The organism is Streptomyces sp. 135 (assembly GCF_020026305.1).
Taxonomy (GTDB): Bacteria; Actinomycetota; Actinomycetes; order Streptomycetales; family Streptomycetaceae; genus Streptomyces.
In genome coordinates this window covers 8,179,849-8,203,736 of record NZ_CP075691.1, presented here as the reverse complement: position 1 = coordinate 8,203,736, position 23,888 = coordinate 8,179,849, and the positions used below count along the sequence as shown (strand labels likewise).

Sequence of the window (23,888 nt, the reverse complement as noted above, 5' to 3'; positions counted from 1 at the left end):
TTCCCCGCGGGCTACTCCATGTCCGCGGCTCTTGATCAGTCTGAGGAAGTGACGGCGTCGGCACATCACACGAATCGTGCATTGTCATGACGCCCGCAGGGGATGCGAAGCGACTACTCTCCGCTGTCGCGCTTCTTCACCAGCCGGGTCAGTGCCGCGCGTGAGGTGATGTCCAGCTTGGTGAAGGCCCGGCGCAGGTGCGAACCCACCGTGTGCGGCGAGAGGGAGAGGTGCCCGGCCACCTGGTGGTTGGTCAGCCCGCGGGCCACGAGCCGTACCACCCGTATCTCCGCGGCCGTCAGCTCGGGCCACGCACCGGAGAGCCCGGCCGTCGAGGGCCGGCGGCGGACACCGGACGCCCGGAGGCGCCGGCGGACGCGCGCGACGTCCCGCTCGGCGCCCGCTCGCGCATAGAGCGTGAGGGCCGTGTCGAAGTACGGGACCGCTTCGGACCTGCGGGTGGCCGCCAGCTTGCGTCCGGCGTCCTCCAGTGCCGATGCCCGGGCCAACGGCCGGGGGCAGTCCTCGTACAGCCGGACGGCGCGTACGAGAGGGGCGAGGTCGTTGTCCAGGAGCCCGCGGGCGTGCGCGGCGCTGGCGGCGAGCAGCGTGAGGCCGGGGTTGAGCGCGGCCAGCCGCTCGGCGAGGGTCACTGCCTGCGCGGCCCGTTCGTGCGCGCCGGCACGCAGCGCCAGGCGGACGAGGACCGGGGCGTCGGCGGGGTCGACCAAGCCGGCGTAGGCCGGCCGGTCCGCGGCGGGTGACGTCATCGTCTCGTCGAGTTCGGCCATGGCACGGTCGGGCCGGCCTTCGAAGTCGGCCATCAGGGCCAGCATCCAGGAGCCGAAGTGGCGGACGACGGGCGCGTCGTCGCTGCGCATGCGCCGCGCCTGCGCCGCGTACGCCCGTGCGGTCTGCCGGTCGCCGGTGTGGAGGGCGACGCGCATCATCACGTACCGGAGCGTTACGTCGGCGAGGTTGCCGGGGCCTGGATCGTCGGCCGTCGCGGACACGGCTTCGGCGTCGGCTCGGGCGTCCGCCAGCCGTCCGGCCTCCAGAAGGATGCGGGACCGGGTCATGAGCCACATACGGGTGGCCGCCGTCCGGCCCTGCTCCCCGGTGATCCGGATGCCGTCCTCCGCGGCGGCGAGCGCCTCCGCCGAGCGTCCGGCGGTGTTCGACAGGAGAGCGTGCCACAAGGCCTCGGGAACCCACAGCGAGGTGCTTACGCCCAGGGCGTCGGCCAGCGCGGCGGCCCGCTCGGCCTGCCGGAACGCCTCGGTCAGGTCCATGCGGTGGAAACTCACAGCCGAGCGGACCGTCGTCAGCGTGGCCTCGGCGGACCGGTCCCCCGCTGCCGCCGCGGTCTCCCACGCCTGCGCGGCGACCTGCTCGGCCGCGGCGTGCTCGCCCGACATCGACAGGCCCACGGCGAGCATGGCGAGCAGCCGCCCCCTGACGTCCACGGGGGTCCCGGGCAGTGCCGCCCCCGCCCGGGCCTGCCGGACCGCCTCGGAGAAGTCGAACGGTACGGCGAGGCGTGCCAGGGCAAGGCGTATGCGCGCCTCGTCCGCCGGTCCGAGACCGCCGGTCGCCAGGGTGGCGGCTCCCAGCTCACGCGCTTGGGCGGCCCGGCCCGTCTGCCAGAGCAGTGGGATCGTCTCGGCGACGACCCGCGGCCGCTCCGGGGCGTCCGTGGTGGTGAGTTCGAGGGCCTTGAGGCTCCGTTCCGCGGCACGTCCCGGAGCGGTGGCCGCGAGTTCCGCTGCCTCGGTGCGCAGCCGGCCGGCCTCCGCAGCGTCTCCCGGCCCCGCTCTCCCGGCCGACGGCCCGGGGCGCCCGGCGGGGAAGGCCACGCTCCCCGGCGGCGGCTCGGCGACCCGGCCGTGCCCGGCCCGTCGCAGGGCCAGGGGCAGGCTGGCTTCCACCGCCTCGCGGACCAGGTCATGGCGGAAGGCGAGATGATCGCCGTCCTCGGCGAGCAGATCGGCGTCGAGGGATTCCCGCACCGCGGTGATGAGCGCCGCCGAGGACCTGCCGAGCAGTTCGGCCAGCAGCGCGATGGTGACCGGGCCGCCCACGGCTGCCACCGTTCGGACCAGCTCCCGTGCCTCTTCGGACAGCTGGCCGAGGCGGCGCACGACCGAGGGGAGTTCCCGTGGGGCGGGGGGTCCGGCCGACAGCCTGGCCGTGCCGTTCTCGATCGTCACCGCCTCCCGCAGCGGGCCGAGCAGCTCGACCAGCAGCTGCGGGACCCCTTCGGCGCGGCGGACGACGCGGAGGACGTCCGGGCCGGGGGTGGCCCCGAGGACGTCCTCGGTGATCCGCGCGGTCGCCCGGTCGTCGAGCGTTCCCAGCGCCAGCTCGTGCGCTCCTGCCCGCCGGATCCTGTCCAGGGTCGTGCGCACTCCCGACGGCACGCTGCCGCCGCGCACGGCGACCACCCACAGGATGGCGTGCGACGAGAGTCCGGCCGCGAGGGTGTTGAAGGTGAGCAGGGTCAGGTCGTCGCACCACTGGAGGTCGTCGAGGACGACGAGCAGGGGGCCGTTTCGGGCCGTCTCCCGCAAGCGGTCCCCCAGTTCCTGGAGCAGCCAGAAGCGCCGGCCGGGAGCCGTGGCGAGGTCCCTGAGGCGGACGGCGCCCGACAGCGGTTCCTCGCCGGAGAGCAGGCCGTCGAGGAGCGGGCCGAGCGGCACGAGCTGTTCGCCGGGGGCCGCCGCTCCCTCGAACACCCTCGTTCCGCGCCGCTCCGCGGCTGCCGCGGCCTCCGCGAGGACCCTGGACCTGCCGATGCCGAGGGGGCCTTCGACGCGGATGATCCCGCCTTCGCCCCGGTCGAGCGCGTCGAGCCGCGCCTCGATGAACGCCAGTTCGGCGTCCCTGCCGTGGAGGGGCGCCCGTACACGATCGAGGTCGCCGGGCACGGTCCTCGTCGTCACTCGGTTCACGCTCATACGGCGGAACAGTATGAACCATGCGGGCCCACCACTCCGCCGTCGCCCGGCCAAGGGCCCGTCTCAGTCGAAGCGCAGGTCGGCGAGTTGCCGTTCGAGGACGGTGACGTCGTCCTCGGGCTCCGCACCGGCCGGGCGCGCCGCCATGAGCGTGGCGAGCTCGGCGCCCGCCCGGTGGACACGGCCGGGCAGACCGTGGGTGTACTCGTCTCCGCCCGAGCCCCAGTCCTCGGAGGCCGCGAACACGGCGGTGGGGACGACGACGGCACGGAGATAGGCGAAGAGCGGGCGCACGGCGTGCTCGAGGACCAGGGAGTGGCGGGCGGTGCCGCCCGTCGCCGCGGTCAGGACCGGCTTCCGGGAGAGGGCGTCCGGATCGATCACGTCGAAGAAGGACTTGAAGAGACCGCTGTAGGAGGCCGCGAACACCGGAGTCACCACGATCAGGCCGTCGGCCGTCGTCACCGTGTCGATCGCGGCGCTCAGCCGCGGCGGTGGGAAGCCGGTCACGAGGTGGTCGGCGATGTCGCCGGCCAGTTCCCGCAGCTCCACGACCTCGGTCGACGGCGCCTGCCCCCGGGCGGCGAGTTCGTCGCCGGCGGCCTCGGCCAGCCGGTCCGCGAGCAGGCGGGTGGAGGAGGGGGTGCTCAGCCCCGCGGAGACGACGGTCAGCTTCACGCGGCGGACACCTCCCGGACGGCTCGCAGGGACGCGTGCGTGGGAGCCTCCGGCACGTCGGCCGGCCGCCCGCGTGCGAACTCCCTCCGGAGCACAGGCACGACCTCTTCGCCGAGGATGTCCAGCTGTTCGAGGACGGTCTTCAGGGGCAGGCCCGCGTGGTCCATCAGGAACAGCTGGCGCTGATAGTCGCCGACGCTCTCCCGGAACGACAGGGTCCGCTCGATGACCTGCTGGGGAGAGCCCACCGTCAGCGGGGTCTGCTCGGTGAAGTCCTCCAGCGACGGGCCGTGTCCGTACACGGGAGCGTTGTCGAAGTAGGGACGGAACTCGTTCACGGCGTCCTGGGAGTTCTTGCGCATGAAGACCTGTCCGCCCAGGCCGACGACGGCGTCCTCCGGACGGCCGTGGCCGTGGTGCGCGAACCGGCGCCGGTAGAGCTGCACCATGCGCCTGGTGTGGTCGGCCGGCCAGAAGATGTTGTTGTGGAAGAAGCCGTCGCCGTAGAAGGCGGCCTGCTCCGCTATCTCGGGGGACCTGATGGACCCGTGCCAGACGAAGGGCGGGACGCCGTCCAGGGGCCGGGGTGTCGATGTGAAGGACTGGAGCGGCGTACGGAACGTGCCCTCCCAGTCCACGACGTCCTCGCGCCACAGCCGGCGCAGCAGCGCGTAGTTCTCCTTGGCGAGGTCGATGCCCCGGCGGATGTCCTGCCCGAACCACGGGTAGACCGGGCCGGTGTTGCCGCGCCCCAGCATGAGGTCGACCCGGCCGTCGGCCAGGTGCTGGAGCATCGCGTAGTCCTCGGCGATCTTCACCGGGTCGTTGGTGGTGATCAGCGTCGTGGACGTGGACAGGATCAGCTTCTCGGTGCGGGCGGCGATGTGGCCGAGCAGGGTCGTCGGCGACGACGGGACGAACGGCGGGTTGTGGTGCTCGCCCGTCGCGAAGACGTCGAGGCCGACCTCCTCCGCCTTGAGGGCGATGGCGACCATCGCCTTGATGCGCTCGTGTTCGGTCGGCGTGCGGCCGGTGGTTGGGTCGGGGGTCACGTCCCCGACGGTGAAGATGCCGAACTGCATGGGGTGTCTGCTCTCCTGGGCTCGTCCGGTTCCCGCGCCGGGAACCGGGGGGCGGGGTGACGCCGGGTGCTCCGGCGTCACCCGGCGGGTCAACGGGGCGGCGTCACTTCGCCAGGAAGGCGAGGAGGGCGGTGTTGACCTCCTCCGCGTGGGTCCACAGCAGACCGTGCGGGGCGCCCTCGATCTCGACGTAGTCGGCCGACGGGAGCGCCTTGTGGAACGGGCGGGCGGTGCCCTCGGCCGGCAGGATGCGGTCGGCCGTGCCGTGCAGGATCAGGGCGGGCACGTCCACGGCGGGGATGTCGGCGCGGAAGTCGGTGTACCAGGTCGCCGGCGCGGCGGACGCGGCGAAGGAGCCGCCGCGGGCCGCGGTGTTCCAGCTGTTGCGGACCGCTTCCTCGCTGATGCGGGTGCCGAGGTTCTCGTCGAGGTTGTAGAAGTCGTTGAAGAAGGCCGTGTAGTAGGCGTAGCGGTCGGCCTTCACGGCGGCGACGATGCCGTCGAAGAACTCCTTCGGGGCGACGCCGTCGGGGTTGTCGTCGCTCTTCAGCAGGCAGGGTTCGAGCGAGGCGAGGAAGGCGACCTTGGCGACGCGGCCGGAGCCGTACGTGGACACGTAGCGGGCGACCTCGCCGGTGCCCATGGAGAACCCGACCAGGACGGCGTCCTTCAGGTCGAGGGTCTCCAGCACGGTGTTCAGGTCGGCGGCGAAGGTGTCGTAGTCGTAGCCGGTGGTCGGCTGGGAGGACTGCCCGAAACCGCGGCGGTCGTACGTGATCACGCGGTAGCCGGCATCGAGGAGCGCGGCGCTCTGTCGCTCCCAGGAGTGGCCGTCGAGAGGGAAGCCGTGGATGAGGACGACGGGCTGACCGCTGCCCTGGTCCTCGAAGTACAGCTCGACGGGGTTGGTGTTCTCCTGGCCCACGGTGATGTACGGCATGGGGATGCTTCCTCGATTCGGGTCGGCTGGTCCGCGCGTCGGAGCGGCGCGGCATGCCCGTCACGCTAGGACCGGTCCCGCACCTCCTGTTGCCGTACCGCGCACCACACCTTGCACGGGGGCGCCGAGGTCACTCAGCCGCCGGTGGCTGTTTCGGCGTCGTCCTGCGCGAGCACGATCCGGGCCAGGTGGACCCGCGAGCGCACCGAGAGCTTGCGGAAGATCGACGCCAGATGGGTGTTGACCGTGTGCGGCGAGACGACGAGGACCTCCGCGGCCGACCGGTTGGTGTGGCCCGCGGCGATCAGCCGGGCCACCTTGCGTTCCGAGGCCGTGAGCGCGTCCCAGCCCTGGCCGAGGCGCGGCCGAGGGCCTCCGGCGCGTCGGCCGGAGCGGCTCGTGGCCCGTTCCAGGTCGGCCCGCACCCGGTCTGCCTCGGCGTCGGCCCCCGCCTGGGCGTACAGGTCGTGCGCCCTGGTCAGGGCGGGTGCCGCAGCGGGGTCGCCGGCCTCGAGAAGCGCGCGCCCGAGGTCGGCGGACGCGGCGGCGAGCGGCAGCGGCCTGGGGCCGGTGAGCAGGACGCGGACCGACTGCTCCAGGAGTTTGTGGTCGGCGTTCACCAGGCCGGCCACGTGGGCGGCCGTCCCCTGTGCGGTGGGCACGGAAGGGTTGCGGGTGGCGTGCTCCGCCGCCTGGGCCGCGAGGCCCTCGGCCAGGTTCCGGTCCCCGCCGCGCAGGGCGATCCGCACGGCCTGGGCGGCATGGGGGCGCAGGAGCCGCCAGCGGAAGAAGGGATGGTCGCGCTGGACGGACCGGACCAGTTCGGCCGCTGCCGCGTGGTCGCCCCCGGCTTCGGCGACGACGGCCTCGAAGTACTGGTGCGTGGCGTGGTTGCCCGTGTTCGGCCGCTCGGCCACGGCCGCCCGCACGACGTCCAGGTGTTCCAGCGCGGCTTCGCGGTCGCCGCGCAGCATCGCGAGGATGCCTCGGTTGACGCGGATGTTGACCAGGTTGCCGGGCACGTGGAGGTCCGCTTCGAGCCGCTCGGCGGTGACGAAGTCGGCGTCCGCGTCATCGAGCCGGCCGAGCCCCATGTTCAGGGTTCCCTGCGCCCAGACCAGCATGGCGGGGCGCAGGGGTGCGTCGCCTGCCGTCCGGAGCAGTCGCCGTACGGTGTCGAAGTCGTCCAGGTGGATGCGGGCGACGGCCTCCTCGGGCAGGAAGGCCGTGTCGAACACGCTCAGCGCCGTGTGGTGTCCGACGGCGGCGGCGCAGTCGCCCGCGTTGAGGGCGATCTCGCCGAGACCCCACAGCGCGAGGACACGGGCCTCCCTGTCACCGGACCGCTCCGCCTCGGCGAGCGCCCGTTCGCCGGTCTCGCGAGCGGCATCGAGGTCGCGCCCGCGGGACCGGGCGAGGGCCTGCCGGGCGGTGAGCCGGGCGCGGATCACCGGGTCGGTGACGGCTGCCAGTGCTGCCGTCGAGCGGCGGGTCAGCTCGTGGACGTCGTCGAGGTGCCACAGCGTGTCGCCGAGCACGGACTGCAGGCGGGCGAAGACGTCCAGGGGCGGCTGCCGGGCGAGCAGCATGTCCCCGGTGTCCCGTGCCTGGACGTACCGGCCCGCGCGGGTCAGCGCGACGACGGCCCGTTCTCCCACGTCGAAGACCATGGGCGCATGGGGCGGTACGAGTTCCAGGGCGCGTACGGCCAGGTCGGCGGCGAGGTCGGGCATCACGGCGATCACGTCCGCGGCCGCCGTGCCGAGCAGCGCGATCGCCTCCTGGTCGCCGGGTTCGGCGCTTTTCAGCAGATGCGGGACCGCGTCGGTGGAGCTCCGGCCCGCCGCGACGAGCCGGCTCGCGGCCTCGCGGTGCAGCGCCCGGCGTACGGAGGGGGCGAGATCGGCGTACACCGCCTGACGGAGCAGGTCGTGGCGGAACAGGAGGCGTTCGCCGTCGTCGTGGAGGAGGGCGGCCGTGATCGCCTCATCCACTTCGGCGCTGAGGCCGGACGCGGGCCGGCCGCACAGGGCGGCGGCGTCCGCGAGGGAGAACGCGCGACCGAGGACCGAGCCGATCCGCAGGAAGTGGAGGGTGTCCGGCCGGAGATCGGCCAGCCGGTCGCGTACGCCGAGGACCAGCCGCTTGGGCGGCTCCGGCGTGTCCGCGCCCGACGCCGCGATGCCCGTGAGCATCTCGGCCGCGAGGAAGGGGTTGCCTCCCGCCCCGTCGAGGAGTTCCGCGACCCGCGTCGGCACGTTCCCGCCGAGGACGTCCCGGGCCAGCTCGGTCAGGGCCGTGCCGGACAGCGGCCGGAGGGGGAGGGTCGTCGTCCGTGGCCCCTGCCCGTGCAGTTCCGGGTCGTTCCTGCCCGTGAGCAACCAGAGGACCGGGGAGCTGAGCAGCCGTGCCGGCATCACACTCAGGGCGAACCGGCTCAGCGGGTCGGCCCATTGGACGTCGTCGACCGCGATCAGTACGGGCCTGCCCGCCGAGCGCTCCTCGATCAGCTGGGCCAGTCGTTCGACGAGCCAGACGCGCTGGTCGTGGTGGCCCGCGAGGTCCGCGAAATCCGTACTCGACAGCAGCGGCGGGTCCCCGTGCAGGAGGCCGGAGGCCAGCGAGGCGAGCGGTGCCAGCTCGTGCAGTTCCTCGGCGCAGCCGTGGCTGACGAGGAAGCCGTGCGCCCGTGCGATCGAGACGGTCTCCTGCAGCAGTACGGTCTTCCCGATCCCGGGCTCGCCCAGGAGCAGCGCGATCGTTCCTCCCTCGCCGTCGCGCACCGCGTCGACCAGGGCGCGCAGGCGCTCCAGCTCGGCTTCGCGGCCCCGCAGCCCGGGCCGGCTCAGCGCCGCGCTCCCGGGCACCGCCCTGCCTTCCCCCTCACGCCGGCCGGGGCTCATCCCTTGACCGATCCGGCGAGCAGTCCCCGTGCGAAGTGCCGCCGGAGGGCGAAGAAGACGAGCAGCGGGACGAACGCCGCCACGAAGGCTCCCGCGGTGAGCCGCTGCCACTCGTTGCCGTACGTCCCGGCCAGGCTCGCCAGTCGGACCGTCATCGGCGCGGTCTCGGCCGTCCCGCCCGACAGCGTCAGGGCCACCAGGAGGTCGTTCCACACCCAGATGAACTGAATGATCGCGAAGGAGGCCAGGGCCGGGCGGGCCAGGGGCAGCACGATCCGGAGCAGCAGCGTCCCGTGCGACGCGCCGTCGACGCGGGCGGCCTCGATCAGGTCCCGGGGCAGCCCCGCGAGGAAGTTGTGCAGGAGGAACACCGCGAACGGCAGCGCGAACACCGTGTGGGCGAACCAGGCCTGGCCAAAACGCGCGGGGCCGGTGGGGTCCCAGGCGGGCAGGAACAGCCAGCCCTGGGAGAACAGCTTGAGGAGGGGGACGAGCGCCATCTGGAGCGGCACCACCTGGAGCGCGAAGATGCCGACGACGAGCGCGTCCCGTCCCCTGAAGTCGATCCACGCCAGGGCGTACGCCGCCAGGAACGCGAGGACGAGCGGGAACAGCACCGAGGGGAGGGTGATGACGACGGAGTTGACGAAGTACTCCGCGAGCCGCCCTGACCCGTTTCCGCCGCCGGACAGCACCTCTGCGTAGTTGTCGAGCGTGAGGTGCGGCGTGCCGAACACGGTCCACCAGCCCGTGGTCTTGATCTCCTCCTCTGGGCGGAACGAGGAGAGCAGGAGGCCGAGGGTCGGTGTCGTCCAGAGGATCGCGATCACCACGGCGACCGCTGTGAAGGCGCGGGAGGCCAGACGCTCCCGGACGCCGTTCACCCCGCCCTCCGCTGTGCCCGGACCTGGTGGGCGACGAAGGGAGTGACGAGGACGAAGAGGAGCACGGCGAACGCCGCGCCGCGGCCCGTCTCGCCGTAGCGGAAGGCCTGGTCGTACATCTCGTGGGCGATGACGCCCGTGTCGAACTGTCCGCCGGTCATGGTCTTGACGACGTCGAAGGCCTTGAAGGTTCCGATCGCCTGGGCGAGGACGACGACGAGCAGCGTGGGCCGGATCGACGGCATGGTGATCCGCCAGAAGATCTGCCGGGGCGACGCGCCGTCGAGTCGGGCCGCCTCGGTCAGCTCCCGCGGAACGGCCCTGATCGCGCCGGCCAGCAGGACGGCCGCGAAGCCCGCCTGGGCCCACACCATCACCACGATGAGGAACAGGACGTTCCAGGGAGAGTCGACGAGCCATTGCCTCGGTTCGCCGCCGAACGCGACGACGACCTGGTTCAGCAGCCCGATCTGCGCGCCCTCCGCGGGGCGGTAGGCATAGACGAACTTCCACACGACACCCGCGCCGACGAGCGAGATCGCCATGGGCATCAGGACGAGCGACAGCGCGAGCGCTTCCCACCGCGACCGTACGACGGCCGCCGCGTAGAGCAGGCCGACGGAGGTCGCCAGCGACGGCACGAGCACCACCCAGGCCAGGGTGTTGCCCAGCGCGACCAGCGCCCGGGGGTCGGTGAACATCCACACGTAGTTGTCGAAGCCGGCCCACGTGGCTCCCCCGTTCCCCGTGAACGACAGCGCCAGGGTGCGCAGAGCGGGCAGGAGGAGACCCACCGTGAGCAGCAGCAGCGCGGGGGCCAGCAGGAGGAGGACCGCGGCCCTTCTCCTGACCGGCCCCCGGTGCAGCGCCAGCACGATCAGGGAGACCACCGCCGCGAAGGCGGCGAGGCCCTGGAGCAGGTACAGCAGCTTGGGCTGCTGGGCGACGACGTCGAACGGCATCAGTGGCTCGGCCAGGACCGTTCGACGGACTCGGCGACCCGCCGGGTGCTCGCGCCGCCGATCCAGTCGACGGACCCCTTCCAGAACGTCCCGGCGCCGACCGAAGCGGGCATCAGGTCCGAACCGTCGAACCTGAACCGTGTCCCGGGATCCTGGAGCAGCTGGATCGAGAGCCTGTCGACCGGGGTGGCGGCATTCGCCGGATCCACGCCCTTGTTCGCCGAGACGAACGGGCCCTTCTTCATCCGAGCGTTCGCGAACTCCGCGGAGGCCAGGTACTCCTGGTAGGCCCGCACTTCGGGACGGTCGGCGAACGCCGCGGCGAACACCCCACCGCCCAGTACGGGATGGTCGGCCGGCTCGGCCCCCGGCAGGAGGAAGACGTAGACGTCCTCGTCCGGCCCGATCCCGGTGCCCTTCGGCCACATGTCGGCGTAGAACGAGGCCTGGCGGTGCATCGCACAGTCACCGGAGAGAATCGGTGTGCCGGCCTCCTGGAAGGGGATCGACGCCATCGAACGGGCCGGACCGAAACCGCCGTTGGCGTACCGGTCGTTCTTGAGGATGGACCCCACGGTGTCCATGGCCTTGATCACCCGCGGGTCGTCGAACGGGATCTTGTGGGCGACCCACTGGTCGTAGACGTGCGTCCCCTGCTGACGCAGCAGGACATCCTCGATCCAGTCCGTCACGGGAAAGCCGGTCGCCTCGGCGGACTCGATGCCCGCGCACCACGGCTTGACGCCCGACGCCGCGACCTTCTCCGTCACGGCCATCAGCTCGGACCACGTGCGGGGAACGCTCAGTCCCCTGTCGCGGAAGAACTTCGGCGAGTACCAGACGAACGACTTCACGTTCGCGACCAGCGGCGTGCCGTAGAGGGTGCCTTCCACGGTCGCGTAGCTGTTCCAGTCCGCCGACCAGCCGCGCTTCGCGAGGGCCGCGACCCCGGCACTCGCGGGCTTGAGCTTCCCCGCTCGCGCGAAGCGTTCCAGGAGGCCGGGCTGAGGGAAGAACGCCACGTCCGGAGCGTTCCCGCCGTCCACCCGGAGCTGGATCTGGGCCTCGAACTCCCCGTCGCCCTCGTACTTGACGTCGATCCCCGTGCAGTCCGCGAAGTCCGCCCAGGTCTCTTCGAACAGGTCCGCCTCCCGGTCCCGGTTCTCCGCGTAGACGGTGACCTCGGTGCCGGGGTGCTTGCCGTACTTGGCGTACGGACCGCAGTCCGCGGCGGCACGCGTCCGCTGGCCACTGTTCTGCGGAACACCGCAGGCGGTGGCAAGGGCGGCGAGCGTGATGACGGCGAGCGCGAGCCTCGCGCCGAACCTCATGGGCGTATCTCCTCCGATCGCCCGCCGAAGAGGTCTGGGGGCGATCAGAAGCTACCAGCGCTCGAATAAAATCGACTAATCGTTAGATCTTGACTGATCGGGTCAGCGGGCGGTGGACCGGGCCGCTTCCTGGATCAGCTCCGCCACGGCCTTGTGCTGGGCGAGCATGACCAGGTGGGAGGAGTCGACCTCGACGATGGTCATGCCGGCGCGCTCGTAGCCGTAGCGCTCCACATCGGGGTTGATGGTCTGGTCGGAGGTGGCGACCAGGCCCCACGAGGGCTTGGTCTTCCACGCCGCGACCGGCGCCGCCTCCGAGAAGGCACGCGCGGCCAGGGGGCGCTGGGAGACGGCGAGCACCGCGGCGAGGCCGGGGTCGATGTCCGCCGCGAAGAGGGCGGGGAACTCCTCGATCTTCACCGAGACGTCCGTACCGGTCTCGGTGGACCCGGCCACCGGGAACGGGGTCTGGACGAGCGCGTCGGCGAGGCCGGACTCGGGGAAGCGGCCCTGCAGCTCGCCCAGGCTCTCTCCCTCCTCCAGCGCGTATCCCGCGAGGTACACCAGTGCGCGGACGTTGTCCTCCGTGCCGGCGAGGGTGATGACGGCGCCGCCGTAGGAGTGCCCGACCAGGATCACGGGGCCTTCGACGGAGCGGATCACCGAGGCGATGTAGGCGGCGTCGTCGACGAGGCCGCGGTTGGGCACGGCCGGGGCCAGCACGTCCATGCCGGCGGCGGTCAGTTCGGGAATGACGCGGGCGAAGCTGGAGGCGTCGGCGAAGGCGCCGTGGACCAGGACGGCGGTGGGGCGGGCGTGTCGGGACATGTGAGGACTCCTCGGTGTGTGGCTGGGGACGGGTCTGGGGATGCGGGAGACGGACGCGCGGTGCTTCACAGACCGAAGCGGGCGCGCCTCGCCTCGGGAACCAGGTCGGTGTACTCGGGGTGTTTGCCGATCCACCCCCGGATGAACGGGCAGTACGGCAGGACCCGCAACCCACGGGTCCGGGCGTCGTCGAGCGCTCCCCGGGCGAGGACGCCGCCCAGGCCGCGGCCCGCGAACCGGCTGTCGATCTCGGTGTGGAGGAAGGCGATCTCGCCCTCCGAGAGGTGGTACTCGGCGAAGCCGGCGGTCCCGGCGCCGTCGTCACCGGCGAGGATCTCGTACCGGGACCTCTCGGGCCGGTCCGTCACCTGCGGTTCCATGGGTGCTCCTGTGCGGTCGTGGGGTGGCGGGGCGGGCGGGGCCGGGTCAGAGCGTGCGGCGCACGCCGGCCTGGCGTTCCAGGTTGCGCAGTTGGACGGCCAGGTCGCCTTCCACGGCGAAGTGGGCGGGGCCGCTGCGGCCGATGGGCAGGACCTGCTCGCTGCGCATGTCCTCGAGCATCAGGGCGAACGCCGTGTACATCGCGACGAGCGCCACCACGAAGCCGAGCGCGCCGGCCGTGAGCGTCAGCCATTCGGCACCGGTGATGCCCGCGAGGCCGGTGGCCGCCCAGCGGGGCAGGGAGGCCACGATGACGAACCACAGCGCGCGCTTGGGCCGCGTCACGGCGGTCATCAAGGCCCCGAAACCGAGGAGCGCCAGGTTGAACACGCCGAGGACCTGGAGGCCGTCGGCCGCGCCGCTGAACATGATGAGCGCGTACGCCAGCCAGCTGCCGGCGAACACCGCCATCAGCGTCGCCGCGATCACGTCACGGGCGCCGAAGGCCAGGACGCTCACCAGGAGCTGGAGGGCGAAGGCCGGGAGCACCGTCAAGGCGACGGCGGGGCGGGCCGCCTCACCGAGCAGCCCCAGCTGAAGGCAGCCCGTCATCACGGAAGCGATGGCGATCGTGAAGAAGCCCAGCGGCATGGGGGAAGCGATGGGGCGCAGGTTGATCCGGGTCATCGACCGGAGGTCCGGCTCGAAACGGCGTCCCGGGGGCGGGGCCGCCGGGGTGTCGCCACCGTCGGCGGCGGGGGAAGCTGCGGACATCGGGTGGATCTCTCTTTCAGTGCTCGAAGCAGGGGTCGACGAAGGACGGCGTCGTGTCGGGAACGGAGCCTCGGGCGACACGCCAGTGGCGGTGCTGCTCGGACTCGGCGACGGCCTCGGCCACCATCGACGCCTGACGCGCGCCGCTCTGGTAGCCGCCGAAGTGGGCCACGGGGCTCCAGGCCGGGCTCACCGGCGGGATGGCCTCGTCGAGACCCGCGTACTCGGCGCAGGCGTGGACGATCCGGCCGCCGACGACCGTGAGTACGGCTTCGATGTCGGGGATGACGGCCTCGGGCACGGTGAGGTAGTCGTCGGACAGGATCGCGAGGTCTCCGTAGAAGCCCTCACGGAGGGTTCCCTTGACGTCCTGCTCGCCGGTGAGCTCCGCCCCGCCGCGGGTGTAGAGGCCGAGGGCGGTCTCCCGGTCGATCGGGTTCCCGGCCGGGCTGAGGGCCGTGCCACCGACGGTCCGCCCGGTCACCAGCCAGTGGAGCGCCACGGTCGGTCGTCGTCGGCGGGTCAGGCCCCGGTCGAGCATGGCCCGGACCGGCGGGGTGTGGGCGGCGGCCTCGGCGCCGTAGCGGTCGCGGAAGGCGGTGCCCTGGAAGGACATGCGGTTCTGGACGGAGACGGCACCGCCGAGGGCGGCGATCCGGTCCAGGCTGCCGGCCGAGACGGTCTCCGCGTGGTCGAAGAGCCAGCGGTTGCCGCCGGGGAAGAGTCCCTCCGCGGCGAGTTTCTCGAAGACGGCCAGGTCGCGGCGGATCGTCTCGTCGTAGGTCGCGTGGAGCCGGAAGCCCCAGCCGTTCTCCATCAGGAGCCGTACGGCGCTCTCGAACTCGGCCTCGTATCCCGCGGCGAGTTCGGGCCGGGGTTCGGAGAAGTTCTCGAAGTCGGCGGCGGCCCACGTGAGGTTCTCTCCCGCGCCGTTGAGCCGGAGCCACTCGTCGCCGTCGCCGGGCTTGACCATCTCCGTCCAGCGCTTCAGGTCGGCCAGCTCCTGGCCCGCCGTCTGCGGGAACAGGTGGTAGGCGATCCGCAGGGACAGCTCGCCCGACGCCGCCAGGTCCATGACGGTGGCGTAGTTGTCGGGGAAGTTCTGGAATCCGCCGGCGGCGTCGACCGCGGAGGTCAGTCCGAAACGGTTCAGCTCCCGCAGGAAGTGGCGTGTCGACGTCCGCTTGTCGGCCTCGTCGAGGGCCGGTGCCTTGGCCAGGGTCGAGTACAGGATCAGGGCGCCCGGCGCCGCGAGCAGCACGCCGTTGGGTTCGCCGTCCCGGCCGCGGACGATCTGGCCGCCGCGGGGATCCGGGGTGTCGCGGGTGAACCCGGCCGCCCGCACCGCGGCCCGGTTCATCAGGGCCGACTGGTAGAGGTGCAGGACGAAGACGGGGGTGTCGGGGGCGGCGGCGTTGAGTTCGGCGACGGTCGGCATCCTGCGCTCGGCGAACTGCTCGGCGGTCCAGCCGCCCACCACCCGGATCCACTGCCCCTTCGGGGTGCGGCCGGCCTGCTCGCGCAGCATCGCGAGGGCGTGGCGGAGGCTGCGCACGCCGTCCCAGCGCAGTTCCAGGACGTAGTTCAGGCCGCCCCTGATCACGTGCAGGTGCGAGTCGTTGAGACCGGGGATCACCCGGCGGCCGAGAGCGTCGACCACCCTCGTTCCGGGGCCGACGAGGTGGGCGAGGCCGTGGTCGTCGCCGAGGGCCGCGATCCGGCCGTCGCGGATCGCGACGGCACGGGCCTCGGGGCGGGCGGCGTCACCGGTGAAGACCCTGGCGTTGCGGACCAGGAGGTCGGCGTGCTCGTGTTCCCGGCGCGTGCCGGGGACGAGGCCCGCCACCGGCATGCTCGCCGACTGCCCGTGCACGGAGGTTCCGTGTGTCGACGGCCCGGTCATGCGAGGGCCTTGCGGAGGGCGTCGGTGGCGAGGCCGATGGCGAGTTCCGCGGCCTGCGTCCGGCGCAGGTCGTTCAGCATGACGAAGTCGTGGATGGTTCCCTGGACGCGCAGCGCGGTGACGGGGACGCCGGCGGCGCGGAGCTTCGCCGCGTACGCCTCGCCCTCGTCGCGCAGGACGTCGGCCTCGGCGGTGATGACCAGGGCCGGCGGCAGCCCGGTCAGCTGCTCGGTGGAGGCACGCAGCGGCGAAGCGGTGATCTGGGCCCGCTCGGCCTCCTGCGTCGTGTACTGGTCCCAGAACCAATTCATCGCGTCACGGCGCAGGAAGTAGCCCTCGCCGAAGGCGTGGTACGAGTCGGTGTCGAAGCCCGCGTCGGTCACCGGGTAGAAGAGGACCTGGTGGGCGATGCGGACGTCACCGCGCTGCTTGGCCATCAGGGTCAGGGCCGCGCTCATGTTGCCGCCCACGGAGTCGCCCGCGACGGCGATCCGGGTACCGTCGAGGTCCTTGTGGTGGCCCTCGCGGGTGACCCACTGGGCGACGCTGTAGTTCTGCTCGATCGCGACGGGGTAGCGGGCCTCGGGCGACAGGTCGTATTCGGGGAACACGACAGCCGCCCCCGTGCCGACGGCGAGTTCACGGACCAGCCGGTCGTGGGTGTGGGCGTTGCCGAACACCCAGCCCGCTCCGTGGATGTAGAGGACCACGGGAAGCGGGCCGGTCGCGCCGCGCGGGCGGACGATCCGGGCACGGACGTCGCCGGTCGGGCCACCGTGGACGGTGATCCACTCCTCGTCGACGGCGGGCAGCGGGACACCCTCGCCGCTCTGGACACCGTCGACGGCCTTGCGGCCGTCCGCCACGGGGATCTGGTGGAGGAACGGCGGCTGGGCGGTGGCGTCGGCGAAGGCCTGCGCGGCGGGTTCGAGTATCGGTCGGTTCTTCATGAAGGGCTCTCCTTGGGGGGATGTACGGGACGGGACAGGGAAGGTCGAGGGCTCAGCGAGTCGCCCGCACGGCGTCGAGGATCACGTCGGCGACCACGGCGGGACGGGAGACGGCCACGGCGTGCGACGCGTCCACCTCGGTGACGTGCGAGCCGGCGCGGCGGGCCATCCACCGTCCAGCGGCCGGCGGGATGTTCTTGTCGGCCGTGGTGATCAGCGCCCGGGAAGGGATCGTTTTCCAGGCTGCTTTCCCGGCCTTCTCCTCCAGCGCGGCGGTGGCGACAGGACGCTGGGCCGCGGCCATGAAGGCCGCGTCTGCGGTGGGGACGTCGGCGGCGATCTGCCGGTGGAACTTGGCCCGGTCGATGACGAGTTCGGTTCCGGTGCCGCCGCCGGGCAGCGGGTACGACTGCGGGTTCACCGTGTCGCCGAGGGTGGAGCCGGAGAACTTGGCGGCAAGCTCGGCTGCGCTCTCACTCTTGTCCGGGGTGAACGCGGCGATGCAAACCAGGGCCTGCACGCGGCTGTTGCCCACCGCGGCGCCACTGACGCCGCCGCCGTAGGAGTGGCCGACCAGGACGACGGGGCCGTCGACGGCAGCCAGCACACTGCGCAGGTAGGCGGTGTCCGCCGCGAGCCCGCGCACGGCTCCCAGCCGGTCAGCAGGGCTCGATCACGGACGAGGAGGGTGACGGAGGAGCCGAGCGAGCGCCGCGCCGTGGTCATCTCGCAGGCCACCGCTCCCCCGCCGATGACGACGAGCCGCCCGGGCACGACGGCGGCCGTGGTGGCCTGCCGGTTGGTCCAGGCACCACCTCGCCACCTGGCCCGCCATCGACCACGACGACGTCGTACGGGTCCATCAGCCGCGTACCAGAGGGGTGTCCACGAGGTGCTCGGCCAGGAACCACACCTGTGCCTCGCCGGTGCGGATGACGTCGGAGACGAGGAGGTCGGTGCTGCCCTCGTCGCCTTCCGCCGAGATCCGGGCGGCGGCGTCCCGCGCCTCGATCAGGATCCGCTCGTGCGCGTCGAGGAGCCGCGACAGCATGACGGGCACCGGCTCGACGCCATCCGGCGGCCGGGGTACAGCGGTCAGCTCCGCGACGTGGCGCGGGTCTCCGACGGCGACGCCGCCGAGGCTCTGGACCCGCTCGGCCAGCGCGTCCACGATGGCCAGTTGGGCTTCCGCGTGCTTGTCCAGCATCAGGTGGAGCGAGTAGAAGGTCGCCCCGCGCATGAGCCAGTGGTGCTTCTTGTAGAGGGCGTACAGGATCTGCGTGTCGGCGAGTACGCGGTTCAGCCGTTGGCAGGCGTACATGCGGGTGTCGTGGCCGAGTCCGATCGGCAGCTGCTTGAGCGTGCCGAACGCCTGGGTCTCGGCGCCCTTCTGGTGCAGCAGCGGCTGGCCGCCGCCGCGCTGGGTCGTGAGGGAGTCCATCGAGTGCTCCTGTTCGGGAAAGAGGGCGGGAAGGGTCCGGCCGCCCGGTTGGGGGGAGTGGGCGGCCGGACCCGGTCTGCGGCGCGCTCAGCGCTCGGCGATCGCCGGGACGGTGGACCGGTGCAGGACGAGCCGGGTGAGCAGTCCGCTGCCGAGGCCGGCCACGAGTGCGAGGGCGGCCCACCACGGCGGGTACGGCGTGAGGCCGAGGACCGCGTCGAGGGACCAGGTGCCGGGGCCGGTGGTGGCGAGAGCGGCGGCAGTACCGACGAGGACGAGCGGATACTCGTACCCGTCGTTCTGCACCCATAGCCCATGGCGCCATTTCACGGTGAGAGCGACCGTCATGACCCCGATGACGCCGGTCGCCGCCAGCGGGGTCAGGACGCCGGCGGCGAGCAGCAGACCTGATCCGATCTGCCCCCCGCCCGCCGCCAGGGCGGTCAGCACTCCGCCGCGGAACCCGTCAGCGCGGAACTCCTCCGCGCCGCCCTCGAGCCCCCTGCCGCCCAGGTGCGAACTGACCTTCTGCACCCCGTGGCCGGCGACGAGCAGCCCCACCAGCAGACGCAGGATCAGGATGCCGGTGTCCAAGGAGGTCAGCCCGCCGCGTGCGCGCCGATGACGCTCTGCGCGTACACGACACCCAGGCCGTACGCGCCCGCATGCGCCTTGACGATCTCCATGACCGCCGGGTACGTCTCCTGGCGCGCCCAGTCGCGCTGCAGCTCAAGAAGTACCTGCACCCAGGTCACCGGCACCGCACCGGCGGCCAGCATCCGCTGCAACGCGTGCTCGTGGGCGGCCGGGCTGACGCCGCCGGACGCGTCGGAGACCACGTACACCTCGTAACCCTGCTCCAGGGCGGAGAGGGCGGGCAGCACGAGGCAGACCTCGGTCCACAGGCCGGAGAGGATGATCTTCTTGCGTCCGGTCGCCTTGACCGCCGCCACGAGCGCCTCGTCCTCCCAGGCGTTCATGGTCGTACGGTCGATGACCTCCTGCTCGGGAAACACCTCGGCGAGCTGCGGCAGCAGGGGACCGGAAAACGACTCCGCGGCGACCGTGGTCAGAACAGCCGGCACGTCGAAGGCCTGCGCCGCCTTGGCAAGACCCACGGTGCTGTTGATGATCGCGGCGCGATCGCCGCTCCCGGTACCGAAGAACATCTGCGGCTGGTGGTCCACGAAGAGCATGACCGAGTTGTCCGGCGTGAGCAGATCCTTGCTCGGGGCGGCCTGCACCTTGTTGATGTCGAACATGAGGGGTCCTCTCGAAGCAATCGGTAACGTGCCCGCCGCCTCCGCGGCTCGGCACTTCTTCAAGCTAGGAGCGATCCGAGCGACCGCGTTGACCTCCTGCGCCCAGGAGTTGGCACGACAACGCACAACCAGTCAACGGTCAGAGCCGCACAGTGTCACGAGCGCCAACGCGCAAGTACCCACAACGGGGCGCCGCACCAGTGGAAACGCTGGTGCGGAACGGGCTGCCGCTGGGGAGGATGAAGCCGCGTTGGGGAGCGACCGGGGAGGATCGGCCGTACAGAGGGGCAGTAGGACGAAAGCGTCGGAAAGATTGATCGCCGCAGGTCGGACCGCCTGTACAGCCAATTTCTACAGGTCAGCGGCGTGAGGGTGACAACTTCAAGAAGATCTCCTCGCCCACCAACTCCGCTGTTCAGCCGGCTCTTGCCAGCCCCGAGCGCCAGTGTTCGACGGCGCAGCTGGCGGCGGCCGGCGGGGATGGCCCTGATGGTGCACACGGCAGAGACGGCAACTCGACTGTTCTCGACGAGTGCACGTTGCCGGTGACTGGCGAGCGGTGCGTCAGACGCGTGATCACGAACCTCGCGTGCTCGACGTGACCAAGGACGGCCTAACCCTGGTGGAGACGGCGCTGGGCATAACCGTCGCAGACGTCCACGCCGCGACTGCCGCTCCAGTGCTCGTCCACGCGAAGACCGCGAGCTGCCGAGGCAGCGCAGGGTGCCTCCGCATTTCCCTGTCCGCTTCTTCGGACACGGCCCCGGGACCAGCAGACGAAGAACCTACTGGCGCTCCGAACACGCGGATCACCACTCTGCTCAACTCCCCCATTCCCCCAAAATCACGGCATCGACGTAAGCCCACACCGCTTGCCACGCCAAAGGCATCAGCCGGTCAAATCAGCATTCATTTCGCGGCTCCGCCGCGCTCTGAGAGGCGCACTGCGACCTTTCTACGTGTGACCAGACGTGACCCTTCTCGCGTAAGGCCGCAGACCATACTTCGTCGCGCATAAACGGGACCAAGCCTGCGGCGCTGTCGCGGGTCCTGGACCAGTGCCCTCGATTAGTCAGCATCAGACAGTCGGCAAGCGAAGCAATGCCGCTACCGCAGCTGGAAACGCGGGCGGTCCTGGGCCTCCCACCAGCACACGCGTCAGAGGGCAGCCAATCTGACTACTCGTCAGTAAGGTCAGCAAAGGATCAGCAAGCGCCCGATTCAACCTGGGCATACGTGCCGAACATGCGAGCCGCAGCCCAACTCCGCGACCGTCCCATCGCCGCTCGACCGAGCCCTACCGGCGCTCCCCGCCGCGAGAGATCGACCACCCCCTTCCTGCACCTCTACGACCATCAACGCCAGACACGTAACACCAGGTCAACGCACCCGCCCCCGCGGTTTCAACGCCACCGGCGGCAGTTCCGGGGCGGGCAGCGGCGCGCCCTCGTAGCCCGTCACCTCGCCGAAGCGGGAGCCCGTCATCCAGTCACCCCGCGCCTGCTCGATCTCCTCCTGGCTGCGGCCCACGAAGTTCCACCACATCACCAGCTCCTCCTCGAACGGCTCGCCGCCCAGAAGCATCAGGGACGCCTCCGACTCGGCGCGCAGCGGGAGTTCCGCGCGGCCGCAGCCGAGGTAGAGCATGGAGCCGGGGAGGACCGGGACGCCGTCGACGTGGGACTCGCCGGACATGGCGAGGACCGCGTACTCGAAGTCCGGTTCCAGGGGGAGGCGTACGTCCGCGCCGCGGGCCAGCGTCAGGTCCGCGCCGACGATCGGGGTGTACGTCGTGCCGGGTGAGCTCGCCCCGTCGAGGCTGCCAAGGATCAGCGTCGCGGTCAGACCGGGGGCCGTGAGCCGCGGCAGCTCCGCGTGGTGCTCGAAACGCGGGGCCGTGTGGCGGTCGGCGTCGGGGAGCGCGACCCACAGCTGTGCGCCGTGCAGGAAACGGGCGTGGGCCCGCGGGCTCTCCTCGGAGTGCGAGATGGCGTGGCCCGAGGTCATCAGGCCCAGCTCGCGGGGGCGGATGGTCTGGAGGCTGCCGGTGGAGTCGCGGTGCAGGACCTCGCCGTCGTGCAGCCAGCTGACCGTCTGGAGTCCCATGTGCGGGTGGGGCGGCACCTGCATGCCGGGCTCGTCCGCGATGTCGTCGGGGCCGTAGTGATCGACGAAGCACCACGCGCCGACCATGCGGCGCCCCAGGTTGGGCAGCAGGCGGCGGACCTCGGTGGACTCGCCGAGCTTGACCTGGCGGGGGCTGAGGAGTTCGCGTACCGGTTCCGCGACGACGAAGCCACGGCCGCCGCATCTGCTCGGCACCGCCTCGCGATCAAGATTGCTCATGCCGCACAACCTAGTCCTGTGGGCGCCGCACGTCAGTCACCCGTCGGGAGTCACCGTCGGCAGCCACGCGCCACCACTGGTGGAATATTCAACTACAGGGCTTCGTTGCAGCGTGCGAAGGAGGCGGACGATGGAGATGACCTATTACGACCACGGGACCGCGGCGGAGCGCTGGGAGCGTGCGCGGCAATTCTTCGAGGCCAAGGAGTACGCGACGGCCGCGGGCATCCTCGGCACCCTGGCCGACGAGGTGCCCGAGCAGGTCGCCCCGCGTCTGCTGCTCGCCCGCGCCTACTACCACTCGGCCCAACTACTGCGCGCCGAGGCCGAGTTGCTGAAGGTCCTCGAACTCGACCCGGTGGAGAGCTACGCCCGCCTGATGCTGGGGCGCACGCTGGAGCGGCAGGGCAGGGCGGCCGACGCGGCACCACACCTGCGGATGGCCGCCGCGCTCAACGGCGACTTCGGCCAGGCGCCGCCGCCACGGGGCGAATGACCTGACCGACCGCACACCTGCCGCCCGGCAAGGCCCCCGTCAAGGCCCCCGCGAGACTCGCGGGGGCCTTCGACACGCCACAACCCGCCCCGCCGGCCGCGTATCGTCACGAAAGGCGCCACGGCGGCCGTAACCGCGGCGACGACCGCGAGGAGCGCGACCGCGATGCGAAAGATCATCTGGATGATGTCGGCGTCTTTGGACGGCTTCATGGAGGGGCCGGACCACGAGATCGACTGGCACCTCGTCGACGAGGAACTGCACCGCCACTTCAACGACAAGGTCCGGGCGATGGGCGGGATCCTGCACGGCCGCGTCACGTGGGAGCTCATGGCCGAGTTCTGGCCCACCGCCGACCAGGACCCCGCGTGCAGCGACTTCGAGGCGGAGTTCGCCCCGATCTGGCGTGACACGCCCAAGTACGTCTTCTCGCGCACCCTGCGCGAGGCCCAGTGGAACACCACGATCCTGCGCGAGGTGGTGCCCGAGGAGATCCGGGCCCTCAAGGAGAGCGCGGCCGGCGACCTCTGCGTCGGCGGCGCGGACCTCGCCGCGTCCTTCCTGCGCCTGGGCCTGATCGACGAGATCCACACCTACGTCCACCCCGTCGTGCTCGGCCGCGGGAAGTCCATGTTCCAGGCGCGCGACGTGCGGGCCGACCTCCGGCTCGCCGGGACCCACACCTTCGGCAACGGCGTCGTACAGCTCCGCCATGAGCTCACCAACTAATGCGCATTAGCTCTGTCTTGCCCTAGCCATTCGCCGCGGCTCCCCGTAAGAATTGCGGCGACTTCGACCCAGGGGAGAGATGAGCATGAAGAGGCGCAGCGTCCTGCTCGCGGCACTGGCTCTCACGGCCGCGTCCGGCGGTACGGCGATGGCGGCGGCGAAACCGTCCGCGGCGGGGAAACGCGTGGTCGTCTATTACCAGACGCAGTACGCGAATGGCGCGTATGTGTCGCCGCTCGCGCTCACCGAGCACCGCACCGGCGTCACGGACGTACTGGTGGCCGCGGTGCACCTCAATGACCTCAACGGCCCTTACGCACCGGTGCACTTGAACGACGACCCGCCGGGCGCGGCCAAGTACGACCGGATGTGGCGCGACCTGAAGACCCTGCGCGGCCAGGGCGTGCACGTGCTGGCGATGGTCGGTGGCGCGGCGCCCGGCAGCTTCACCCGGCTCGACGAGGAATTCGACACGTACTACCCGCTGTTGCGGGACTTCATCCGGCGGTACGAGCTCGACGGCGTCGACCTCGACGTGGAGGAGCGGATGTCGCTGGCCGGTATCGAGCGCGTCATCAGCGCGCTGCGCGCCGACTTCGGTGCCGATTTCATCATTACGCTCGCGCCGGTGGGCAGCGCGCTCAGCGGCGGCGGAAATCTCTCCGGCTTCGACTACGACGCCCTTTACCGCAGCCGGGGCGGTGACATCGCGTGGTTCAACGCGCAGTTCTACAACGGCTGGGGCCGCATGAACTCCACGGCCGATTACGACGCCATCATCGCCCGCGGTCTGATTCCCGCATCGAAGGTGGTCGCGGGAACGCTCACGTCACCGGCCAACGGCGGCAGCGGCTATGTCGGCATGACGACGCTGAAGTCCACGCTCGGCGCGCTCGCCTCGAAGCACCCGGGGTTCGGCGGGGTGGCGGGCTGGGAGTACTTCAACTCCCAGCCCGGCGGCACCGCCGCGCCCTGGAAGTGGGCGGCCGAGGTCGCCTCGGCACTCAAGATCCGCCGCTGAGACCACGACAGCCGGTCGCG

General features: G+C 71.5%; 21 protein-coding genes and 1 pseudogene. 3 read left to right on the top strand and 19 right to left on the bottom strand.

Features of this window, described 5'->3' with window-relative positions; all coding sequences use genetic code 11:
- Positions 1 to 113: 113 nt before the first annotated feature.
- From KKZ08_RS36165 to KKZ08_RS36075, 19 genes and pseudogenes are all read right to left on the bottom strand, one after another.
- Positions 114 to 2,957, bottom strand: a complete 2,844-nt coding sequence (locus KKZ08_RS36165; protein ID WP_223778460.1) for a LuxR family transcriptional regulator — start codon at positions 2,955 to 2,957, stop codon at positions 114 to 116.
- 63 nt (positions 2,958 to 3,020) lie between these two features.
- Positions 3,021 to 3,635: an FMN reductase gene (locus tag KKZ08_RS36160; protein WP_223778459.1), complete on the bottom strand. Its 615-nt coding sequence runs from the start codon at positions 3,633 to 3,635 to the stop codon at positions 3,021 to 3,023.
- Positions 3,632 to 4,717 (bottom strand): LLM class flavin-dependent oxidoreductase, encoded by a 1,086-nt coding sequence (locus KKZ08_RS36155; RefSeq protein WP_223778458.1) that lies wholly within the window; start codon positions 4,715 to 4,717, stop codon positions 3,632 to 3,634. The genes KKZ08_RS36160 and KKZ08_RS36155 overlap by 4 nt, the downstream gene beginning before the upstream one ends.
- Positions 4,718 to 4,820: 103 nt before the next feature.
- Positions 4,821 to 5,657 carry an alpha/beta hydrolase gene (locus KKZ08_RS36150; RefSeq protein WP_223778457.1) on the bottom strand — a complete coding sequence of 279 codons (837 nt, stop codon included), beginning with the start codon at positions 5,655 to 5,657 and terminating at the stop codon, positions 4,821 to 4,823.
- A 134-nt stretch (positions 5,658 to 5,791) separates the two neighbouring features.
- Positions 5,792 to 8,560 carry an AAA family ATPase gene (locus tag KKZ08_RS36145; protein WP_223778456.1) on the bottom strand — a complete coding sequence of 923 codons (2,769 nt, stop codon included), beginning with the start codon at positions 8,558 to 8,560 and terminating at the stop codon, positions 5,792 to 5,794.
- The gene (locus KKZ08_RS36140) at positions 8,557 to 9,444 is read right to left on the bottom strand and encodes a carbohydrate ABC transporter permease (RefSeq protein ID WP_223778455.1); all 888 of its coding nucleotides are present in this window, start codon (positions 9,442 to 9,444) and stop codon (positions 8,557 to 8,559) included. Before KKZ08_RS36140 ends, KKZ08_RS36145 begins: the two co-directional genes overlap by 4 nt.
- Complete coding sequence (locus tag KKZ08_RS36135) at positions 9,441 to 10,406, bottom strand: sugar ABC transporter permease (RefSeq protein ID WP_223778454.1); 966 nt, start codon at positions 10,404 to 10,406, stop codon at positions 9,441 to 9,443. The genes KKZ08_RS36140 and KKZ08_RS36135 overlap by 4 nt, the downstream gene beginning before the upstream one ends.
- Positions 10,406 to 11,737 (bottom strand): extracellular solute-binding protein, encoded by a 1,332-nt coding sequence (locus tag KKZ08_RS36130; protein WP_223778453.1) that lies wholly within the window; start codon positions 11,735 to 11,737, stop codon positions 10,406 to 10,408. The genes KKZ08_RS36135 and KKZ08_RS36130 overlap by 1 nt, the downstream gene beginning before the upstream one ends.
- Positions 11,738 to 11,839: 102 nt before the next feature.
- On the bottom strand, positions 11,840 to 12,565 hold the full coding sequence (locus KKZ08_RS36125; RefSeq protein WP_223778452.1) for an alpha/beta hydrolase: 726 nt from the start codon (positions 12,563 to 12,565) through the stop codon (positions 11,840 to 11,842).
- A 65-nt stretch (positions 12,566 to 12,630) separates the two neighbouring features.
- A complete protein-coding gene (locus tag KKZ08_RS36120; protein WP_223778451.1) occupies positions 12,631 to 12,945 on the bottom strand; it encodes a GNAT family N-acetyltransferase in 315 nt (104 codons plus the stop codon).
- Positions 12,946 to 12,991: 46 nt separating this feature from the next.
- Positions 12,992 to 13,720 carry a GPR1/FUN34/YaaH family transporter gene (locus KKZ08_RS36115; RefSeq protein ID WP_223778450.1) on the bottom strand — a complete coding sequence of 243 codons (729 nt, stop codon included), beginning with the start codon at positions 13,718 to 13,720 and terminating at the stop codon, positions 12,992 to 12,994.
- Between the two features lie 16 nt (positions 13,721 to 13,736).
- A complete protein-coding gene (locus tag KKZ08_RS36110) occupies positions 13,737 to 15,572 on the bottom strand; it encodes an amidohydrolase (protein ID WP_223779332.1) in 1,836 nt (611 codons plus the stop codon).
- Positions 15,573 to 15,619: 47 nt separating this feature from the next.
- Entirely contained in the window at positions 15,620 to 16,573 is a 954-nt protein-coding gene (locus KKZ08_RS36105; protein WP_223778449.1) for an alpha/beta hydrolase, read from the bottom strand.
- A gap of 52 nt (positions 16,574 to 16,625) precedes the next feature.
- Positions 16,626 to 17,219 (bottom strand): alpha/beta hydrolase, encoded by a 594-nt coding sequence (locus KKZ08_RS36100; RefSeq protein WP_223778448.1) that lies wholly within the window; start codon positions 17,217 to 17,219, stop codon positions 16,626 to 16,628.
- Positions 17,210 to 17,380, bottom strand: a pseudogene (locus KKZ08_RS36095) (NAD-binding protein); the annotation flags it as partial. The pseudogene KKZ08_RS36095 and the gene KKZ08_RS36100, both read right to left, overlap by 10 nt.
- Before the next feature lie 55 nt (positions 17,381 to 17,435).
- Positions 17,436 to 18,014 (bottom strand): DNA starvation/stationary phase protection protein, encoded by a 579-nt coding sequence (locus tag KKZ08_RS36090; RefSeq protein ID WP_223778447.1) that lies wholly within the window; start codon positions 18,012 to 18,014, stop codon positions 17,436 to 17,438.
- An 87-nt stretch (positions 18,015 to 18,101) separates the two neighbouring features.
- Positions 18,102 to 18,608: a DoxX family protein gene (locus KKZ08_RS36085; protein WP_223778446.1), complete on the bottom strand. Its 507-nt coding sequence runs from the start codon at positions 18,606 to 18,608 to the stop codon at positions 18,102 to 18,104.
- Positions 18,609 to 18,613: 5 nt separating this feature from the next.
- A complete protein-coding gene (locus KKZ08_RS36080) occupies positions 18,614 to 19,276 on the bottom strand; it encodes a hydrolase (protein ID WP_223778445.1) in 663 nt (220 codons plus the stop codon).
- Positions 19,277 to 20,656: 1,380 nt separating this feature from the next.
- Entirely contained in the window at positions 20,657 to 21,622 is a 966-nt protein-coding gene (locus tag KKZ08_RS36075) for a pirin family protein (RefSeq protein WP_223778444.1), read from the bottom strand.
- 130 nt (positions 21,623 to 21,752) lie between these two features.
- On the opposite strand from KKZ08_RS36075, the gene KKZ08_RS36070 reads away from it, so the two are divergent.
- From KKZ08_RS36070 to KKZ08_RS36060, 3 genes are all read left to right on the top strand, one after another.
- Complete coding sequence (locus KKZ08_RS36070; protein WP_223778443.1) at positions 21,753 to 22,118, top strand: tetratricopeptide repeat protein; 366 nt, start codon at positions 21,753 to 21,755, stop codon at positions 22,116 to 22,118.
- Between the two features lie 165 nt (positions 22,119 to 22,283).
- Positions 22,284 to 22,847 carry a dihydrofolate reductase family protein gene (locus tag KKZ08_RS36065; RefSeq protein WP_223778442.1) on the top strand — a complete coding sequence of 188 codons (564 nt, stop codon included), beginning with the start codon at positions 22,284 to 22,286 and terminating at the stop codon, positions 22,845 to 22,847.
- Between the two features lie 85 nt (positions 22,848 to 22,932).
- Positions 22,933 to 23,868: a glycosyl hydrolase family 18 protein gene (locus KKZ08_RS36060; RefSeq protein WP_223778441.1), complete on the top strand. Its 936-nt coding sequence runs from the start codon at positions 22,933 to 22,935 to the stop codon at positions 23,866 to 23,868.
- The last annotated feature ends 20 nt before the right edge of the window (positions 23,869 to 23,888 follow it).

What these genes read in the sequence shown, in the direction of transcription:
- KKZ08_RS36165 (WP_223778460.1), bottom strand. Translation starts at nt 2,957, where the DNA reads ATGAGCGTGAACCGAGTGACGACGAGGACCGTGCCCGGCGACCTCGAT.
- KKZ08_RS36155 (WP_223778458.1), bottom strand. Translation starts at nt 4,717, where the DNA reads ATGCAGTTCGGCATCTTCACCGTCGGGGACGTGACCCCCGACCCAACC.
- KKZ08_RS36150 (WP_223778457.1), bottom strand. Translation starts at nt 5,657, where the DNA reads ATGCCGTACATCACCGTGGGCCAGGAGAACACCAACCCCGTCGAGCTG.
- KKZ08_RS36145 (WP_223778456.1), bottom strand. Translation starts at nt 8,560, where the DNA reads ATGAGCCCCGGCCGGCGTGAGGGGGAAGGCAGGGCGGTGCCCGGGAGC.
- KKZ08_RS36135 (WP_223778454.1), bottom strand. Translation starts at nt 10,406, where the DNA reads ATGCCGTTCGACGTCGTCGCCCAGCAGCCCAAGCTGCTGTACCTGCTC.
- KKZ08_RS36130 (WP_223778453.1), bottom strand. Translation starts at nt 11,737, where the DNA reads ATGAGGTTCGGCGCGAGGCTCGCGCTCGCCGTCATCACGCTCGCCGCC.
- KKZ08_RS36125 (WP_223778452.1), bottom strand. Translation starts at nt 12,565, where the DNA reads ATGTCCCGACACGCCCGCCCCACCGCCGTCCTGGTCCACGGCGCCTTC.
- KKZ08_RS36120 (WP_223778451.1), bottom strand. Translation starts at nt 12,945, where the DNA reads ATGGAACCGCAGGTGACGGACCGGCCCGAGAGGTCCCGGTACGAGATC.
- KKZ08_RS36115 (WP_223778450.1), bottom strand. Translation starts at nt 13,720, where the DNA reads ATGTCCGCAGCTTCCCCCGCCGCCGACGGTGGCGACACCCCGGCGGCC.
- KKZ08_RS36110 (WP_223779332.1), bottom strand. Translation starts at nt 15,572, where the DNA reads ATGCCGGTGGCGGGCCTCGTCCCCGGCACGCGCCGGGAACACGAGCAC.
- KKZ08_RS36105 (WP_223778449.1), bottom strand. Translation starts at nt 16,573, where the DNA reads ATGAAGAACCGACCGATACTCGAACCCGCCGCGCAGGCCTTCGCCGAC.
- KKZ08_RS36090 (WP_223778447.1), bottom strand. Translation starts at nt 18,014, where the DNA reads ATGGACTCCCTCACGACCCAGCGCGGCGGCGGCCAGCCGCTGCTGCAC.
- KKZ08_RS36080 (WP_223778445.1), bottom strand. Translation starts at nt 19,276, where the DNA reads ATGTTCGACATCAACAAGGTGCAGGCCGCCCCGAGCAAGGATCTGCTC.
- KKZ08_RS36075 (WP_223778444.1), bottom strand. Translation starts at nt 21,622, where the DNA reads ATGAGCAATCTTGATCGCGAGGCGGTGCCGAGCAGATGCGGCGGCCGT.
- KKZ08_RS36070 (WP_223778443.1), top strand. Translation starts at nt 21,753, where the DNA reads ATGGAGATGACCTATTACGACCACGGGACCGCGGCGGAGCGCTGGGAG.
- KKZ08_RS36065 (WP_223778442.1), top strand. Translation starts at nt 22,284, where the DNA reads ATGCGAAAGATCATCTGGATGATGTCGGCGTCTTTGGACGGCTTCATG.
- KKZ08_RS36060 (WP_223778441.1), top strand. Translation starts at nt 22,933, where the DNA reads ATGAAGAGGCGCAGCGTCCTGCTCGCGGCACTGGCTCTCACGGCCGCG.